18 protein-coding genes are annotated in these 16,803 nt (G+C 60.9%); 12 read left to right on the forward strand and 6 right to left on the reverse strand.

Annotation, left to right across the window (positions count from 1 at the left end; translation table 11 throughout):
• Positions 1-16: 16 nt before the first annotated feature.
• Entirely contained in the window at positions 17-760 is a 744-nt protein-coding gene (locus Q0792_RS03795) for a rhomboid family intramembrane serine protease (RefSeq protein WP_298838601.1), read from the forward strand.
• Between the two features lie 71 nt (positions 761-831).
• A complete protein-coding gene (locus Q0792_RS03800) occupies positions 832-1,128 on the forward strand; it encodes a GFA family protein (protein WP_367276766.1) in 297 nt (98 codons plus the stop codon).
• 6 nt (positions 1,129-1,134) lie between these two features.
• Here the strand turns inward: Q0792_RS03800 and Q0792_RS03805 are convergent, their stop codons facing one another.
• The 5 genes from Q0792_RS03805 to Q0792_RS03825 all read right to left on the reverse strand — a co-directional run bounded on the left by Q0792_RS03805 (position 1,135) and on the right by Q0792_RS03825 (position 6,266).
• Complete coding sequence (locus tag Q0792_RS03805) at positions 1,135-1,920, reverse strand: inositol monophosphatase family protein (RefSeq protein ID WP_298836577.1); 786 nt, start codon at positions 1,918-1,920, stop codon at positions 1,135-1,137.
• A gap of 86 nt (positions 1,921-2,006) precedes the next feature.
• A complete protein-coding gene (locus Q0792_RS03810) occupies positions 2,007-2,795 on the reverse strand; it encodes a hypothetical protein (protein WP_298836579.1) in 789 nt (262 codons plus the stop codon).
• Entirely contained in the window at positions 2,792-3,616 is an 825-nt protein-coding gene (locus tag Q0792_RS03815; protein ID WP_298836581.1) for a sulfite exporter TauE/SafE family protein, read from the reverse strand. The genes Q0792_RS03810 and Q0792_RS03815 overlap by 4 nt, the downstream gene beginning before the upstream one ends.
• A 22-nt stretch (positions 3,617-3,638) precedes the next feature.
• Positions 3,639-4,661, reverse strand: coding sequence for a tRNA dihydrouridine(20/20a) synthase DusA (gene dusA / locus Q0792_RS03820; protein ID WP_298836583.1), 1,023 nt, complete (start codon positions 4,659-4,661; stop codon positions 3,639-3,641).
• A gap of 330 nt (positions 4,662-4,991) precedes the next feature.
• Positions 4,992-6,266, reverse strand: coding sequence for an aminotransferase class V-fold PLP-dependent enzyme (locus Q0792_RS03825; protein ID WP_298836585.1), 1,275 nt, complete (start codon positions 6,264-6,266; stop codon positions 4,992-4,994).
• Between the two features lie 473 nt (positions 6,267-6,739).
• On the opposite strand from Q0792_RS03825, the gene Q0792_RS03830 reads away from it, so the two are divergent.
• From Q0792_RS03830 to guaD, 10 genes are all read left to right on the forward strand, one after another.
• Positions 6,740-7,222, forward strand: coding sequence for a nucleoside deaminase (locus tag Q0792_RS03830; RefSeq protein ID WP_298836587.1), 483 nt, complete (start codon positions 6,740-6,742; stop codon positions 7,220-7,222).
• The gene (locus Q0792_RS03835) at positions 7,219-7,491 is read left to right on the forward strand and encodes an acylphosphatase (RefSeq protein WP_298836589.1); all 273 of its coding nucleotides are present in this window, start codon (positions 7,219-7,221) and stop codon (positions 7,489-7,491) included. Before Q0792_RS03830 ends, Q0792_RS03835 begins: the two co-directional genes overlap by 4 nt.
• 127 nt (positions 7,492-7,618) lie before the next feature.
• The gene (locus Q0792_RS03840; protein WP_298836591.1) at positions 7,619-8,257 is read left to right on the forward strand and encodes a Rieske 2Fe-2S domain-containing protein; all 639 of its coding nucleotides are present in this window, start codon (positions 7,619-7,621) and stop codon (positions 8,255-8,257) included.
• Positions 8,254-9,099, forward strand: a complete 846-nt coding sequence (locus Q0792_RS03845) for an aromatic ring-hydroxylating dioxygenase subunit alpha (protein WP_298836593.1) — start codon at positions 8,254-8,256, stop codon at positions 9,097-9,099. Before Q0792_RS03840 ends, Q0792_RS03845 begins: the two co-directional genes overlap by 4 nt.
• Entirely contained in the window at positions 9,096-9,752 is a 657-nt protein-coding gene (locus tag Q0792_RS03850) for a glutathione S-transferase N-terminal domain-containing protein (RefSeq protein WP_298836595.1), read from the forward strand. Before Q0792_RS03845 ends, Q0792_RS03850 begins: the two co-directional genes overlap by 4 nt.
• A complete protein-coding gene (locus Q0792_RS03855; RefSeq protein ID WP_298836597.1) occupies positions 9,745-11,259 on the forward strand; it encodes an ABC transporter ATP-binding protein in 1,515 nt (504 codons plus the stop codon). The genes Q0792_RS03850 and Q0792_RS03855 overlap by 8 nt, the downstream gene beginning before the upstream one ends.
• Positions 11,252-12,325, forward strand: coding sequence for an ABC transporter permease (locus Q0792_RS03860; RefSeq protein WP_298836599.1), 1,074 nt, complete (start codon positions 11,252-11,254; stop codon positions 12,323-12,325). Before Q0792_RS03855 ends, Q0792_RS03860 begins: the two co-directional genes overlap by 8 nt.
• Positions 12,325-13,239, forward strand: coding sequence for an ABC transporter permease (locus Q0792_RS03865; RefSeq protein WP_298836601.1), 915 nt, complete (start codon positions 12,325-12,327; stop codon positions 13,237-13,239). The genes Q0792_RS03860 and Q0792_RS03865 overlap by 1 nt, the downstream gene beginning before the upstream one ends.
• 24 nt (positions 13,240-13,263) lie before the next feature.
• Positions 13,264-14,337, forward strand: a complete 1,074-nt coding sequence (locus tag Q0792_RS03870; RefSeq protein ID WP_298836603.1) for a BMP family ABC transporter substrate-binding protein — start codon at positions 13,264-13,266, stop codon at positions 14,335-14,337.
• A complete protein-coding gene (guaD, locus tag Q0792_RS03875; protein WP_298836605.1) occupies positions 14,337-15,614 on the forward strand; it encodes a guanine deaminase in 1,278 nt (425 codons plus the stop codon). Before Q0792_RS03870 ends, guaD begins: the two co-directional genes overlap by 1 nt.
• Here guaD and Q0792_RS03880 read toward each other — a convergent pair.
• Positions 15,607-16,662: an aromatic ring-hydroxylating dioxygenase subunit alpha gene (locus Q0792_RS03880; protein WP_298836607.1), complete on the reverse strand. Its 1,056-nt coding sequence runs from the start codon at positions 16,660-16,662 to the stop codon at positions 15,607-15,609. The two genes, guaD and Q0792_RS03880, sit on opposite strands and share 8 nt — an antisense overlap.
• Between the last annotated feature and the right edge of the window lie 141 nt (positions 16,663-16,803).

Raw genomic sequence — 16,803 nt, forward strand, 5'->3', positions numbered from 1 at the left:
CGCACAGCGTGGGTCCATGTTTCCGATCCGCGATCACAATCCGTCCGGCCGCACACCCTGGGTCACCTGGGGGCTGATGGCCCTGAATATCCTTATTTTCCTCAGCTACTGGGGGGATATGGAAAACGCACGTGTCATGAATGCTTTGTGGTTTGACTGGGCGATGATCCCGGCGCGCATTGTCGGGGGCGATGGCTACTACACGCTGATCAGTTCGATGTTCCTGCACGGTGGTATCATGCACCTCGCGGGCAACATGCTGTTTCTGTGGATATTCGGTGACAACATTGAAGATACACTGGGCCATATCCCGTATCTGGGCTTTTATCTGGCCTCGGGTGTTCTGGCCGCACTGGCGCAGGTGGTGATCGAGCCTGGCTCGGGCGTGCCCATGGTTGGCGCATCCGGTGCAATCGCGGGTGTCATGGGCGGCTATCTGCTGCTCTTCCCCAGGGCCAGAGTTGATATTCTGCTGATCCTCATTGTGTTTTTCCGCATTTTTCCGATTCCGGCCTGGATCATGCTGGCGGTGTGGTTCGGCATGCAGTTCCTGGGGGGGATCGGCTCGGATGCACAAGCGGGAGGCGTGGCATACTGGGCGCATGCGGGCGGATTTGCAGCTGGTCTGCTGCTAGCGGTTCCGGCATGGCTTTCCAGGGGCGGTCTGGCATTCTGGGAACGCACCCATGGACAGCCACCGCATCCCGAAGCGCGCTATCCGATCGTACAGAGCCGCATTCCGAAAGTGGGGCGAAAATGACCGGCGCGCGCATCACCGCACGCTGTCACTGTGGCGCCGTTGTCCTGTCCGCCCGTCTGCAGGGGCGTGGCATGTCACCGGCGCGCTGCACATGTTCATTCTGCCGACGCCGGCAGGCGGGTAATGTCAGCTGCGCGTACAGCTCTCTGGACATTCTTTCAGGTGCAGAGCACTTGCGCTGCTATCAGTTCGGGACAAAGACCGCAGAGCATTATTTCTGCGCCACCTGCGGGATTTACACACATCACCGCCGCCGGTCGGACCCGTCAGAAATTGGTGTGAACATCGGCTGCATCGACGGGCAGGACCCGACCGATTATGAACCTATGGTCTGGCATGACGGCTTAAACCACCCGTCGGACACCTGACCGCGATCAGTCGCGGATCAGTCTGGCCAGCGGCGAAAACAACGCTTCATTGGCGCAGATGACGGTACCATCGGCAATGATATTTCCCGACGGATCAATAGGTTCGATCAGACCACCCGCTTCGCGCACAATGATCGTGCCCGCGGCGATATCCCAGGCATTGAGCCGACGTTCCCAGTAGCCGTCATAGCGACCGGCCGCAACGTAGGCCAGATCAAGCGCTGCAGCACCCCAGCGGCGCACGCCGGCGCAGCCTGGCAGCACACGGCCCAGTTCGCGCAGCGTATCCGGCAGATCGCCGCGCCCGCCAAAGGGCAGACCGGTTGCGAAAACGCTTTCGATCATGCGCGAGCGTCCGGACACGCGCAGGCGGCTGTCGTTCATCCAGGCCCCTGCCCCTTTTTCCGCCCAGAACATTTCGTCCTTGGCCGGATCGAACACGACGCCTGCCACGACCTGTCCCTTGTGCTCCAGCGCAATGGACACTGCCCAGTGCGGCAGGCCGTGCAGATAGTTGGTGGTGCCATCCAGCGGGTCGACAATCCAACGGCGTGTCGGGTCCTGGCCCTCTTCCTCTCTGGATTCCTCACCCACCCAGCCATAGGTCGGACGCGCGCCCATCAGGTCTTCTTTGATGATCTTTTCCGCGTTGAGATCCGCACGGGAAACAAAGTCACCTGCCCCCTTCATGGAGACCTGCAGGTTCTCAACCTCGCGGAAATCCTTGACCAGCGAGCGGCCTGCTTTGCGGGCGGCTTTGATCATGATGTTGAGATTTGCGCTGCCAGTCATATCCGGGCCCTCATGCGGTGTTCAGGCTGCGCGTATAGGCGAGGTCCGCGCCCTTGCCAAGGGGGTGCGGGCCCGGCAGCAGGCTGTCATGCGCCCGGTGCAACCCAGGCCGCAGGTCCGCCGGAAATTTCCGGGCGAAAGTATGCGATCATGCGCCGGTCGTCTTCGGCCTGTGCGCCCTCTGCCCAGGGGGCCACGCCATGCAGGAGCAACCGGTGCAGCACAATGGCACTTCCGGGCGGCGCAGTAATCACTGTGCGGCGGCAGCTGTCAAACGCCCGCCGCCGCGTATCCTGATAAACCTCTGTTACATCAAGCGCCGCGAGTTTTTCCGGTGCCTGTCCGGAAAATGCGCCGGCAAAGGCTGTCTGCATCATGTGATGGCTGCCCTCCCAGACCACGAGAGGTGCTGCACCCGCATCCGCGTGGTTGAGCGGAATACCCAGAACAAACGCATGTGGTTCCTCGACAAACCGGCGTCTGGGCGTGCCGCGACCGATCAGCCCGTCCACGTGGGCCGCATCCCGGTTTTTCCGGTACCGGAACCCGGCCTCTGTCTCGCCTTCACGCGGCAAGGGGTACCCCGGAAAAGTCACGGATACCTGCGCGCGGTGCAGCGCAGGCCAGAAGCCGGTCCCGGACGTCAGGAAATCCACAGCCCGGCCGGTCAGCGGGCCGGACCCCCTCACGCGCCCCTGAGCGTCATTGCCCAGCGCGTCGAGTCCGACAAACCATGTACCTCCGCACTGATACTGGGGGGCCTGAGCGGGGTCCGCCAGGGCGCGCGCTGCGTCTGCCGCGGCATAGCGAACCCAGTCGAGCACCGCCGGCTCGGGCGGAAAAACACACCAGCCTTTGTCATCAAACCCGTTCACCCGCCCAGTGCCCTGCGCACCATATTTGCGGCAACGAGCAGCAGAAACACCGCGAACACCCGCCGCAGCCGCGCAGGATCAAGCCGATGCGCGAGGCGTGCGCCAAACGGCGCCGTAATCAGCGTCATCGCAATTGTGAGCAGGAAAGCCGCGAGGTTGACCGATCCGATCGTGCCCGGCGGTCGCGCAGCGGCATCCACCGGCGTCAGCAGGAACCCTGCAACAGCCGGTGCGGCAATCAGCAGGCCGAACCCTGCAGCAGTTGCGACGGCGCGGTGTATCGGCGTGCCATAAAGGGTCATGAGCGGGACACCAAAGCTGCCGCCGCCAACGCCCATCAGCACAGACAGAAACCCGACCACAGGCGACGCCGCGATGCGCCTGATCCCTGTCGGCATTTCGGTGCCCAGCCGCCATTCACTTCGCCCCAGCGCCATGTAGAGTCCCACTGTCATGGCCAGCAGTCCAAAAAGCAGCTGGAGCGTTGTGCTGCGCAGCTGTGCGACGACAAGCACGCCGACGACAGCCCCCGCCATAATGCCCGGAGCCCAGCCACGCAGAATGGGCCAGATTACTGCACCTGTCCTGTTGTGGCTGAGTACGGAGCGCATCGATGTCACGATGATCGTGGCCAGCGATGTGGCGACGCAGACCTGCATCAGCATGTCACCGCCGTACCCCAGTGTAGTAAATGCATAAAGATATGCCGGCACCAGCACGATGCCGCCACCCACGCCGAGCAGGCCTGCCAGCACGCCCGCAAAAGCACCGATAATGGCAAGCAGTAAGGTCATCTGCACCAGCAGTAGAGGATCAGGCATCTTCGGAAGGTCCGTTCGGTTTTCAGGCGATTGAGGCCAGAGAGGCGTCCGGCCGGATCTGTGCCAGCGCTTCTTCGACAAGCTCCCGGCCGGCTCCGGGGCGATGTGCGCCCTCAGACAACATGCGCCGCCAGGCGCGCGCACCGGGCCGACCATTGAACAGCCCCAGCATGTGCCGCGTTATCTGCCCCAGCTTTCCGCCGTCTTCTGTATGCGCGTCGATATAGGGCAGCATCGCCGCAACCGCGTCTTCGGCTGTGCGCCCGTGGCCGCGTCCGAAAATGACAGGATCAGCCTGCGCAAGAACCGCCATGGGGTTGTGATAGGCCTCGCGACCGATCATTACGCCGTCGAGCCCGCCGTCGAAGAAAGTCTGTGCCTGCTCCAGAGTGGTGATCCCTCCGTTGATGGAGATATGCAGATTGGGGAACAGCCCTTTCATCCGGTGCACCAGGTCATAGTCCAGCGGCGGGATGTCCCGGTTTTCTTTCGGGCTCAGCCCCTGCAGCCAGGCCTTGCGGGCGTGTATTGCCACACGTTCGCAACCCGCACCCACAATGCGTGCGAGGAATTCCGGCAGCACCTCCTCAGGGTCCTGATCATCCACACCGATACGGCATTTAACCGTCACATCAATATCGACCACACGGCGCATGGCGGTCACACAGCTGGCTACCAGCGCCGGTTGCTCCATCAGTACTGCGCCAAAGCAGCCGGACTGAACGCGGTCCGACGGGCAGCCGACATTCAGATTGATCTCATCATACCCGGCTTCTGCCCCCATCCGCGCAGCCTCTGCCAGCTCTGAAGGGTCAGAGCCGCCAAGCTGAAGCGCCACGGGGTGCTCCTGGTTTGAATGCGTCAGCAGATGGGTCGCCCCGCCCCGCACCAGCGCTGCAGAGGTCACCATTTCGGTATACAGCAACACCTCAGCGCTCAGCTGACGGTGCAGCATACGGCAGTGACGGTCGGTCCAGTCCATCATCGGCGCGACCGACAGGCGCGACGCATTGCGAACGCTCAGTTTTCTGTCTTTATCAGCCATTGAACGTCCGGCTTTCCGCTCCGTTTTCTGTGGTACTTTCAGTTTCCAGGTATTGTTATCCGGGTTTATGGAAATCAGGTCATGGAATCTGGTCGCTCCGATACCATGATCAGCTTCAGGCAGAAAGATGTCTGTCTTACATGCTGATGCTGATCACACGCCGGCACACAGGAACACCCGGCTGTCTCAGTTTCTGCGCCTGCATGCATCGTCCCTTTGCTGCTATCAGAGCGCGGACGCGGCGAAACAGCCCGCAACACCAGATGCGCCGTAAAACCCCCTCCAGGAAACTGCGGCTCCCTGGTTCCGGTCCTCAGAGTACCGCTGCGATCACGGGTCCGGAGAGGCCAGACCATCGACGATCTCGCGCATGGCCTCAAGGAAGGCCGAAACCTCAGTGATCGTGTTGTAATGGCACATTGATACACGTACCGCCGACGGCAGCCCGAGAGGGTCGAGAATATTACCGGAATAGTGATCCGCTTTGCGGGTATGCGTACGGATGCCCCGTGTCCGCAGGGCCGTGACCAGATCAGGCGCCTCCATTCCTTCCAGCGTGATCGTAACCAGACCCTCGCGCGCGGGGTTGTCCGCGCCGCCGATGATGCCCACACCCGGCAGATCCGCCAGCCCCGCCAGATTGCCGGTGCCGTGGATCATTGCATGCGTCAGCGCCTGTTCATGACCGTGAATAGCCGCGCCTGCTGCCTCGATCCGGGCGCGGCGGTCCTGCGCATCGCTGACCTGTGCTCCCAGCCAGTCGAAATATTCCACCACATCGGACATCGTCGCATAGGCACCGGTATCCCGCGTACCCAGTTCCCAGTTTCCTTCCGGCCCGCCGATAAGACTGTCGTGCGGCAGCGCGTTCAACCGTGGCGAGGTCCAGGCGATCCCGTATCCATGGCGTGAAAACACCTTGTAGGGCGAAATGACATAGCCATCGATATCGTATCCTTTGATGTCGATCAGCCCGTGGCTGGCGTGCTGAATGCCATCAACGATGATGATGGCGTCGGGTGCGACATCGCGGATGGCTCTGGATACAGCGGCGACATCAACGCCCATGCCCGTTACCGGTGAAGTGTGCAGGATCGTGGCTACCCGGATATCCGGACGCAGGTAAGGGATGTAATCCCCGGCCGTAACGCAGCCTGTGGCATCGTCGTGCGCGACCTGAATATAGGGCTTTCCTGCAACTTTGGCCCAGCGCGTACAGGCACTGCGTGTCGCCGGATGCTCCAGGGTGGACCCCAGCACAACGCCACCCTCTTCTGTTTCGAGGATGGCATTCATGATCAGCCGGAAGAGCAGTTCCGTTCCGCTTTCGCCGGCAAAGATATCCCCCTCCGGCGCGTTGAAGAATACGCGCATGTCCTCTTTGGCCTGATCAATCACGCGCACCAGCTCATGAGCCATTTCATTGTCGCGTCCCTGATTGTCCGGGATTGCCGCAAACTGGTTTGAGGTATCCACGACGCTGTTCAGTGTCAGTGCGCCCCCTGCGTTCTCGAAAAACACGCGCGGGCCGGCAACGGGGCAGCTTTCAACATGTGCAAAACGCGCGCGGATGTCGGACATCAGGGTAGGATTGTCAGTTATCATCAGTGTCTGCCTTTTCTGAGACCGCCATGGGTTTTGTGTATTTCTAATCAGGTCCGCGCCATGCGCACAATGGTTCCGGCCATTTCAGCCCGGGCAATTGTGGAAGGTCTCTGCGACGGGGTTATCACATAAAGTGATCGTGCAGCCGCCTAGGGGGGGGCGGTTGTCTGACGTTACCGGGTCGGCACAGTCTGCCGCATTCGTGACGAGGCCCGTGCAGGTCTGGCGCGCCCTCGGGCCCGGGGGCGGACACCGGACCGGGTTCAGCGGTCGTGCTCACCACGCCCCCTGACGTCTGTCTGTTGACCCGTCGCACCCTCCCGCCTGTCTTTTGTTGGGGCCCGCGGTCGTCCGGGCATCAACGGGTTTTCATGTCCATGCTGTGTTGCTACCCTCTTGCCAGTGCGGCGCGGAACTGTCCGGAGCAGCAAAGGCAGACTGAAGAGGAACCGCTGAGCCATGGAGGACCAGCCGTGAGCAAAGAACAGGACCTGCAGTTTCTCAGACGCACGATAGAGCTGGCAGATGAGGCCGTTTCCGAAGGTAATCACCCCTTCGGCGCCATACTGGTTTCCGCCGGGGGCGAGATCTTGGCCGAAGGAAAAAACTCGTTTTCTGTTGACCGGGGGCCGGGACATGCCGAAACCAATCTGGCGCGTGACGCTGCACGCCGGTTCGATGTCCCGACCCTGCGCGATGCAACACTCTATACCTCGGTGGAACCCTGTTCGATGTGCTCCGGTACGGTTTACTGGGCCGAAATTGGCACAGTTGTCTTTGGTATGACTGAAAAACGCCTTGGTGAACTGACCGGTGATGACCCCGAAAATCCGACACAGGATCTGGAATGCCGCGTGATTTTTGCGTCCGGTCAGAGGCCTGTCGCCGTTCGCGGACCATTTGCGGAGCTCGAAAGCGAGATCGCAGACCAGCATGTGCAGTTCTGGAAAAAATGACATGCGGCGCCATTCTGACGCTGACAGGGCAGCTGAGTGCCGAGAGCGCGCTGCCCTGGATCCACCACCGGGGTCAGTTGCTGAACCTCGCAGGATGGGTCCGCCGCGAGGATGATCAGACGATACGCATGGCGCTCGCGGGGCCGGAACCTCTGATCGAAGCGATGGAGATTGCCTGCAGTCTCGGACCCGGGGACGTTCTCGTGGACACGATCACGCGCGCGCGCCACACCTTTGACGAGAAGCCTGATACATTCGTTATGCTGTGAAGGTATGCACCTGCTCAAATACTATGCAATTCCGCAAACTGCCTGCTAGGATGTTTCCGGGTGCTGTTTTTTGTTTTCCGGATCGCTGTTTTTGACCTAACCACAAAGAACGAGGTGGGGACGTAAAATGACTTCTGTTGCTGTCGGGCTGTCACGTGATCTTGCGGCAAAACGGGTGATGCGCGCTGAGGTGCAGGGGTATGACATCGCGGTATGGCGTGATGAAAATGGCGGACTGCATGCCTGGAATAACCGGTGCCCGCACCGGGGCATGCGGCTGAGTCACGGGTTCGTGCGGGACGGTCATCTGGCATGCCTGTATCACGGCTGGCACTTCCGTAAGGACGGTGGCTGCGCCTATATCCCGGCACATCCCGAACTGGAGCCTCCTGAAACCATCAGCGCGACAGTCTTCAGCATAACCGAAAACGCGGGCGTGATCTGGGTCAGCGCAACAGATACGGCAAAAGCCCCGGCAGAAGATGGTGAATGGGAGCCGCTTCGCAGTCTGTCATTTGCCTGCCCCCCGGAAAAGGTCCGGCACGCGATCGAAAATACACCGTTTGCCGGGCAACTGCCTGAACGGGCCGCGAGCGGACACCTTACAGCAGGCAGCACGGCTCTTCTGGTCCACTGCGCGCCGCTCGGGGATGCAGAGACACTGGCCCATCTCCTTGTCGCTGCCGGCACATCTCTGGCCGGGCGCAAAGCCCTGTCCCGCTGGTGCGAAACGGCGCGTGAGTCCGCCGAGGCAGGCCCAGCATGAGCAGAGAATACGCAACCAACGACTGGTACCCTGTTGCCGATGCCGCCCGGATGATACCCGGTCACGGTTTCACCACCCGGTTGCTGGGTGAACCCCTTGAGGTATCCGGATCTTTTGAAAATCCTGTGGTCACAGCCCGGGATGGCCGGATGCTGCCCGTGCAGGTGCGGTACGGGCATGTCTGGACAACGACCGGCTCTGCCCCCCGCCCGCTCTTTGACATTGCCGAAGCTGACGAAACGGACAGAACATTCGTGCCATGTGGGGCGGTTCAGGTGCGCTGTTCTCCGCTGCGCGCTGTGGAGAACTTTCTCGACATCGCTCATTTTCCTTTTGTGCACACCGGTATCCTTGGTGAAGAGCCACATACGCAGGTTGCGCCCTACAAGGTGGAAATCCGTGAGGATGCAGACGAGGTCTGGGCCACGCAGATCGGCTTTCACCAGCCTCAGGCTGCCAAAAGCGCAACCGAGGCGATCGAAACGCGCTATGAATACCGGGTCCCGGCCCCAACGACCGCTGTGCTGTACAAAACCTGCCCGCCAAAACCCGAAGCCTGGGACGTGATTGCGATTTTTGTACAGCCGGTGGCGGAGGATATGTGCATCGCATGGCCCTGGATGGCGCTCTATGACGATGTGTCCCCCTATGCGGACCTTGTACAGTTTCAGCAGGAGATTTTTCTGCAGGACCGCTCGATCCTTGAAAACCAGAAACCCACGCTGCTGCCGCTGGACCCCAGAATGGAAATACCCACGCGCTGTGATCTGACGTCGGTGGTCTACCGCCGCTGGCTCAAGCGTAAGGGCGCCACCTATGGAGCGCTGACGACCGCCGCATGACTTTCACGCTCTACAACTACGTTCTTTCCGGAAACTGCTACAAAATCCGACTGATGGCCGCGCTGCTTGGCGTGGAATATGAAACTGTCGCTGTCGATTTCTATCCCGGGATGGAACACCGCTCCCCGCAGATGCTGTCGCTCAACCCCGCAGGCACGCTGCCTGTGCTCACGGCCGGTGATCTGGTCCTGACCGAAACCCAGGCCATGCTGACCTGGATGGCAACCAGTTTTGACACCTCTGGCACATGGTTTCCTGCCGGAGACCCGGCCCTGCTGGGTGTCGTGCAGCAATGGCTGGGGTTTTCAGGGCGTCTGACACAAAGCGCAGGCCTCGCGCGGCTGCACTCGATGCTGGACTGGCCCGTGGACGGGCAAGCCGCCTGTGCCGCTGCGGTAAAAGACCTGCGCATCCTGGAACGTCACCTGACTGACCGTGTCCTCGAAGGTGGGCTCTGGATTGCCGGAGAGACCCCCACAATCGCGGATGTCGCCTGCTTTCCCTACGTGGCGCTGAGCCCGGATGCAGGTCTTGAACATGACGCCTATCCGGCGATCAGAAACTGGCTTTACGCGATACGCGGCCTGCCCGGTTTTGTCGCCATGCCCGGCATCCATTACAGGCACGAAGGGACCAGCGGAACAAATGGCTGACCCGATCCTGAACATTTCAGGCGTGACCAAAATCTATGGGCGCACCGTCGCCAACGACGCGGTGGATTTTCAGGTTGAAACCGGTCAGATTCACGCTGTGCTTGGCGAGAACGGCGCGGGAAAATCCACACTGATGAAGGTGATCTACGGCGTCGTGAAACCTGACGCGGGAACCGTTTCTTGGCAGGGCGAAACAGTTGACATCGCCTCGCCTGCAGAAGCCCGCCGTCTGGGTATCGGCATGGTTTTTCAGCACTTTTCTCTTTTTGAGACGCTGACAGTGACAGAAAATATCTCGCTCGCGGTCGAAGGTTCAAAAGCCGAGCTGACCGCGCGTATCCGCAGCGCATCTGAACGTTTCGGACTGGAGGTCGAACCGGACGCGCGCGTGCATGCGCTCACCGTCGGTGAACGCCAGCGCATTGAGATACTGCGCTGTATTCTGCAGGAGCCAAAGCTGATCATCCTTGATGAGCCAACGTCCGTGCTGCCGCCACAAGGGATCGCAAAACTTTTTGAAACGCTGAAAACCCTCGCAGCCGAGGGAATTGCGGTGGTCTTTATCTCTCACAAACTCGACGAAATCCGCGCGCTCTGTGACACGGCAACAATCATGCGCGGCGGTCGGGTCGTCGGGGTTGTGAACCCCGCCGAAGAGACATCAAAAAGCCTGACCCAGATGATGATCGGTCAGGAGATTGCCGAGTTCGGAACGCGCGCACCTGCGACCGCCAGCCGGGAAATCCTGCGTGTGGAGGGCCTGGATCATGTGCCGGAAGATCCGTATGCGCCACGCCTGTCCGGTCTTGAACTGTCGCTGCGCAGCGGCGAGATCCTGGGAATAGCGGGCGTGTCGGGCAACGGTCAGGGAGCGCTGATGCGCGTGCTGGCAGGTGAAATTCCGACGCCACCTGATACTGTTATTCTGCAGGGCGAGGCCATCGGAGCCACCGGGCCCGAAGCGCGCCGCAGGAAGGGCCTGCATTTCATCCCGGAAGAACGGCTGGGACGCGGTGCTGTCCCTGGCCACTCGCTGGCGGAAAACGTCGGACTGACCACATTCCATTCGGGGCTGTTGTCTTCCGGGTTCCTGAACCTGCGCAAACGCCGCGCACGAGCCGCCGAAACCATCGAAAAGATGGACGTGCGCTGCAGCGGGCCTGATGCCGCCGCCCAGTCCCTGTCAGGTGGCAACCTGCAGAAATTCATTGTCAGCCGCGAGATGGCGCTGTCGCCGCAGGTCCTGATTGCCGAGCAACCGACCTGGGGCGTCGATGTCGGCGCTGCGGCGGCGATCCGGCAACGCCTGCTTGATCTGCGCGCCCAGGGTGTGGCGGTTCTGATCGTGTCCGAAGAGCTCGAGGAGCTGATGGAAATCTGTGACCGTATTCAGGTGATGTTCCGGGGGCGCCTGTCACCGGCTGTCGCGGCAGGCCAGACGGACATCGACCATATCGGACTGGCAATGGCGGGCGATTTCGACGAACTGGAGGCGACCCATGGCTAGACTGGCGCTGGAGCCACGGGAAACGAACTCGATCATCGCACCGATACAGGTCGCGGCCCTCGCGCTGGTGATGACCCTGATCGGCGGGGCAGTGCTTTTTGCGATCTATGGTGTCTCGCCACTCAGAGGGCTGCATGCGGTCTTTGTCGAACCGCTGCTGACGACCTATGGCATCGGTGAGGTACTGCTGAAAATGGCCCCCCTGCTGCTGATTGCCCAGGGGCTGGCGATCGGCTTCCGCGCCCAGGTCTGGAACATCGGTGCCGAGGGTCAGCTGATCCTCGGGGCGATCGCCGCCTCTGCGCTGGCAATCTGGTTTGACGGAACAGGCTCGCCTCTGCTGCTGCCTGCGATGATCGTTGCCGGCATGCTCGCCGGCATGGCCTGGGCCGGCATCGCGGCCTTTCTGCGGACGCAGTTCAACGCAAACGAAATCCTGGTGACATTCATGCTCACCAGTGTTGCGCTGCAGTTGCTGTATTATCTGGTGACAGGCCCGATGAAGGACCCGATGGGTTTCAACTTTCCACAGTCCATCAGCTTTGGACAAAGCGCCCTCTTCCCGACGATCATTGATGGTACACGCGCGAATGCCTCACTGTATCTCGGGCTTGTGGCAACTGCCGTCGCAGTCATTTTCGTGCGCTACAGCTTTGCCAGCTATAAGCTTTCTGTAGGAGGTCTGGCGCCGGGCGCCGCCTTTTATGCCGGGTTTTCCTCAAAACGGGCCATCTGGATTGCCCTGCTTGTCTCGGGCGGCGCAGCCGGGCTGGCCGGTGTCGGCGAAGTGGCGGGGCCGCTGGGACAGCTGCAGCGGAATATCTCTCCGGGATATGGCTATGCGGGGATCATCGTGGCGGTGCTCGGCGGTCTGAATCCCATCGGCATTCTGTTTGCCTCGGCCATTATGGCGCTGGTCTACGTCGGCGGTGATTTCGCGCTGCTCAGTGTGGGCGTACCGGATGCTGTCACGGGTATTCTGCAGGGCATCCTGCTGATCTCATATCTCGCCTGCTCACTGCTGCTCACCATGCGGCTGCGTCTTGTCCGGGAGGCGCCGGTCTGATGGACGTTCTGATTTTTATGGTCAGCGGCACTCTCGCTGCGGCAACCGCGCTGATCTTTGCGGCCATGGGCGAGCTGGTCGCCGAAAAGTCCGGCATGCTGAACCTTGGCATCGAGGGTATGATGGCAACCGGTGCAGCGATGGGTTTCGTGGCCGCCACGGTCTCGGGCTCCTATACGGTCGGCTTTCTTGCCGCCGCCGTGCTGGGCGCACTCCTGTCTGCGGTCTTTGCCGTTCTCACTCTGGTGTTCCGCGCCAACCAGACCGCCTCGGGGCTTGCTATCGGCATTCTGGGCCTCGGGCTTTCATCAGCCATCGGCAAAAAGTTTGAGAGTATGACACTGCCGGGCGTCCCCGATCTGCCGCTGGGACCGCTGGCGCAGATACCCGTCATTGGCCCGATGTTCTTTCAGCTGGATGTGATGGTTTACCTGTCAATCGTGCTGGTCTTCGCCACATGGTACATGCTGAACCGGACACGGCTGGGCCTGACGATCCGCGCCGTTGGGGAAAGCCCGGAAAACGCCCACGCGCTGGGACTGCCTGTTCTGTGGATCCGTGCCGGCTGTGTGGCGTTCGGCGGCGCGATGGCCGGTATCGGCGGGGCCTATATGTCCACAGCCTACACACCGCTCTGGGCCGAGGGCATGATTGCCGGACGCGGCTGGATCGTGGTCGCTCTGACGGTTTTCGGCACCTGGATGGTGCCGCGTGTTGCATTTGGTGCCTATCTTTTCGGCTCCATCTCACTGCTGGAGCTGTCGATCCAGGCGCTGGGGGTAAATGTGCCCAGTCAGCTCATGTCGGCTTTGCCCTATCTGGTGACAATCTTCATGCTCGCACTGATCTCGCGCAACACGCTTTTCATCCGCCTCAACAGCCCGGCAAGCCTTGGGGCGACTTTCAGACTGTAACGACACCAATGGGGAGTACCTGAAATGAAACTTGCAAAAACGTTGCTGGCAACAGCGCTGGTCGGGCTGACCGCCCTGCCCGCACTGGCCGAAGACAAGCTGAAGATCGGCTTTGTCTATCCGTCACCGATTGCCGATGTCGGCTGGTCGGCGGAACTGAACGCCGGCCGCCTCGCGATTGAGGAAGCCTTTGGCGACAAGGTCGAAACGATCTTTGTGGAAAACGTGCCCGAAGGTCCGGATGCCGCACGCATCATGAACCAGATGGCCGCCCAGGGGGCCGAAATGATCATGCTGGGGTCCTTCGGTTATATGAACGACGGCATCAAGCTGGCGCAGCAGCGCCCGGAAATGACCTTCCTGCATGCATCAGGTTTCAAGCTCGCGCCGAATTTCAGCAACTTCCAGAGCCGCAACTATGAGAGCAGCTATCTGGTGGGTATGGCTGCCGCCGACGTTACCGAGAGCAATGTCGTGGGCATCGTCGCCGCCTATGCGATCCCCGAAGTGATCGGCATGATCAACGGCTTTGCCCTTGGTCTGCAGGAGGTGAACCCGGATGTCACGATCAAGGTGGTCTGGCTGAACTCGTGGTTTGATCCGCCCAAGGCCCAGGACAGCGCCCGTGCCCTCATGGCGCAGCAGGCGGATGTGATTTACTCGCTCTATCAGGACACACCATCTGTTGTGACCGTTGCCGAGGAAGAAGGGGTTTTTGTGATCAACACATCCTCGGACATGAAGGCCTATGCACCTGAATGGCTTCTGGCCTCGCAGATTGCCGACTGGTCGTCGTTCTTTGTCAGAAGCGTTCAGGCGACACTGGACGGCACCTTTGAGGGCGAAGCCTTCTGGGGCGGCATGTCCGACGGAACCGTTGACGTCAAGAGCTGGTCGGACAAGATCTCTGAAGCCACAATGGCGAAAATCATGGAGGCTTCAGACGCGATGAAGGCGGGTACGTTCCACCCGCTGACAGGTCCGGTTGTGGATCAGGACGGGACGGAACGTCTGGCCGCCGGCGTGACGATTGCAGACCAGGATCTGCTGGGCATCGACTGGCTGGTCAAAGGCGTCGAGACACGTCTGCCCAACTGATGCAGGCCATCCGTGCCCATCTGATACACAGCCCTGAACGGGGCCGGATCGAGCGCATCGACGATGCGCTCGTTTCCGTTTCAGACACCGGCGAGATCACTGACATCGCCGCAGGGGGCAGCGCGCCCGACACGCTCGACCTGCGCGATCAGGGGGTCCTGTTGCCGGGCTTTGTCGATCTGCATATCCATGCGCCGCAGTTCCCGCAGCTGGGCACAGCACTTGATGTGCCGCTGGAGGACTGGCTCTTTCGCTACACTTTCCCGCTGGAGGCACGCTTTGCCGATCTGGCCTATGCGCGTGACGTGCATGACCGCCTGGTGCGGCGGCTGCTCGCCAATGGCACCACGACGGCGGTCTATTTTGCCACGATCCACGGTCCTGCCAGTCTGAACCTTGCCGAAACCTGCCTGCGTCTGGGCCAGCGGGCACTGGTGGGCCGCGTGGCGATGGATCTGGCCGAGGGCTGCCCTGACTATTACCGTGACCGGGACGCCACTGCCGCCATTGAGGATACGGCCAGTTTTATCGATGCGGTCCGCGCCCTGCCCGGCAATACGCTCGTCGAACCGGTCATCACCCCGCGTTTCATCCCCGCCTGCAGCGACGAAGCACTGCAGGGCCTGGGTGACCTCGCCGCACGCACCGGCGTCGCTGTTCAGACCCACTGCTCGGAAAGTGACTGGGAACACGCGCATGTACTGGAGCGGACCGGCAAAACCGACACGATGGCTCTGGATGATTTCGGCCTGCTGACGCGGCGCTCTGTTCTGGCACATGCCGGACACATCACGGACGCCGATATGGATCTGATCCGCGAGCGCGGCGCCGGGATTGCTCATTGCCCGCTGTCCAACGCCTATTTCGGGAATGCTGTCTTTCCCCTGCGGCGCGCACTGGAAAAGGCTTTGCATGTCGGGCTGGGTACGGACATTTCGGGCGGTCCCAGCGCATTTCTGCTGGACAACGCACGGGCTGCTGTTACCGCCTCGCGTATGCTGGAAGATGGCGTTGACCCCGGCACGGCCGGTAACCTGCGCGGTGTAGCAGGAGCCCGTACTGATTTCCGCGACGCATTCTTTCTTGCAACAAAAGGAGGCGCCGAAGTGCTCGATCTGCCGGTCGGCGCTTTTGAGCCCGGTCTGCAGATGGATGCAGTTCTGGTTCAGCTGGACGATGATTTCGGGCCGCCTGAAGATCTGCTGCAAAAAATCATTATGCGCGCAACTCCTGCGGAAATCCGCCAGACATGGGTCGCAGGCCGGCGCGTCAGCTGACCACGTTTCTTCCCAGACCAAAGTGCCTGACCAGTCCGCGCCGGTAGGCTACCGACATTGCGTCAGCCGGTATGTGTACCTCGTCCCGCACGTTCAGCGGCAGATCTTCGGGGCGTTGTGCCTCGACCAGCGCTTTGTCCTCGTCATTGATCATCAGACTTTCCGCAATGAGGAAATCTTCGTCCGGCGCGCCGGTTGTGTCCGTCGCCACCTGGAAAATACGTGTCTCATGCGCAGAAACGGGACAGACGGTATCCGCAAAATACTGCACATAGGTGCTGTCGTTGGGCTGGATGATGATGATCGTCGAGAAAGGCCAGGTCAGCTGGTAGGTATAGACCACATGCCGGCTGTCGCCCGGCACATCATCAGGAAACCTGTTGCCACCTTCATCATAGCCCAGTTGGAACATCAGCCCATATGGGGTCTCTTCAACATCATAAGACGGAAACCTGTCCTCTTCACTGCCGCCGAATGTTTCTTTGTGCACCCAGGGGAAATGGGCGACGTCATTGAAATTCTCGACATGCCGGCTGGCAGCAGCGGCCCATGTGTTTGGCGGCACAAAAACCCTCTTCAGGGCCGGATCACGCAGACCTGGCCAGTCCGGTAAGGGCCAGGCCGGGTTGTCCGCCAGACAGGTCCAGACGATGCCATATTTTTCACAGACCCGAAGGGACTGCAGACGCAGTCGGGGCGATACCCGCGCCTGCTGATCCGGGTTGGAGGGAATTTTCGAACAGGCGCCCTGTGGGTCAAAATGCAGCCCGTGCATCGGGCAGATCAGCTGGTCTGCGTCTATCCTGCCAGCACTCAGCCGCGTGCCACGATGGGGACAGAGATCACGCGCCACAGAGATGCCGCCGGCTGTGCGCCAGACAACGAGATCCACATCCAGCAACCGGGCAGGAACCGGACGGTCTGCGATTTCATGACAAAAGGCGATCGGGTGCCAGAACCCGGCCAGAATACGCCAGTCACTTTCAGAAAACGTGCAGTGACGTGGCAGATCAGTGTGAGAAGCGCTGGAATCAACGGGCAGAAACATGCCTGATCACACCATTTACGCGCCCCGGAGTGCAACAGTGGAATTGGGTTCTGAGGCCCGACACCGTGCTGGCGTGTTCTGCAGCGTTTCAGTCACCGCAGTTTTCGGCGCTGTTTCTTCATGCAGCTGCAACCACCCACA

The sequence above is a fragment of the uncultured Roseobacter sp. genome, from assembly GCF_947495025.1.
In the GTDB taxonomy this organism is placed as follows: Bacteria; Pseudomonadota; Alphaproteobacteria; order Rhodobacterales; family Rhodobacteraceae; genus Roseobacter.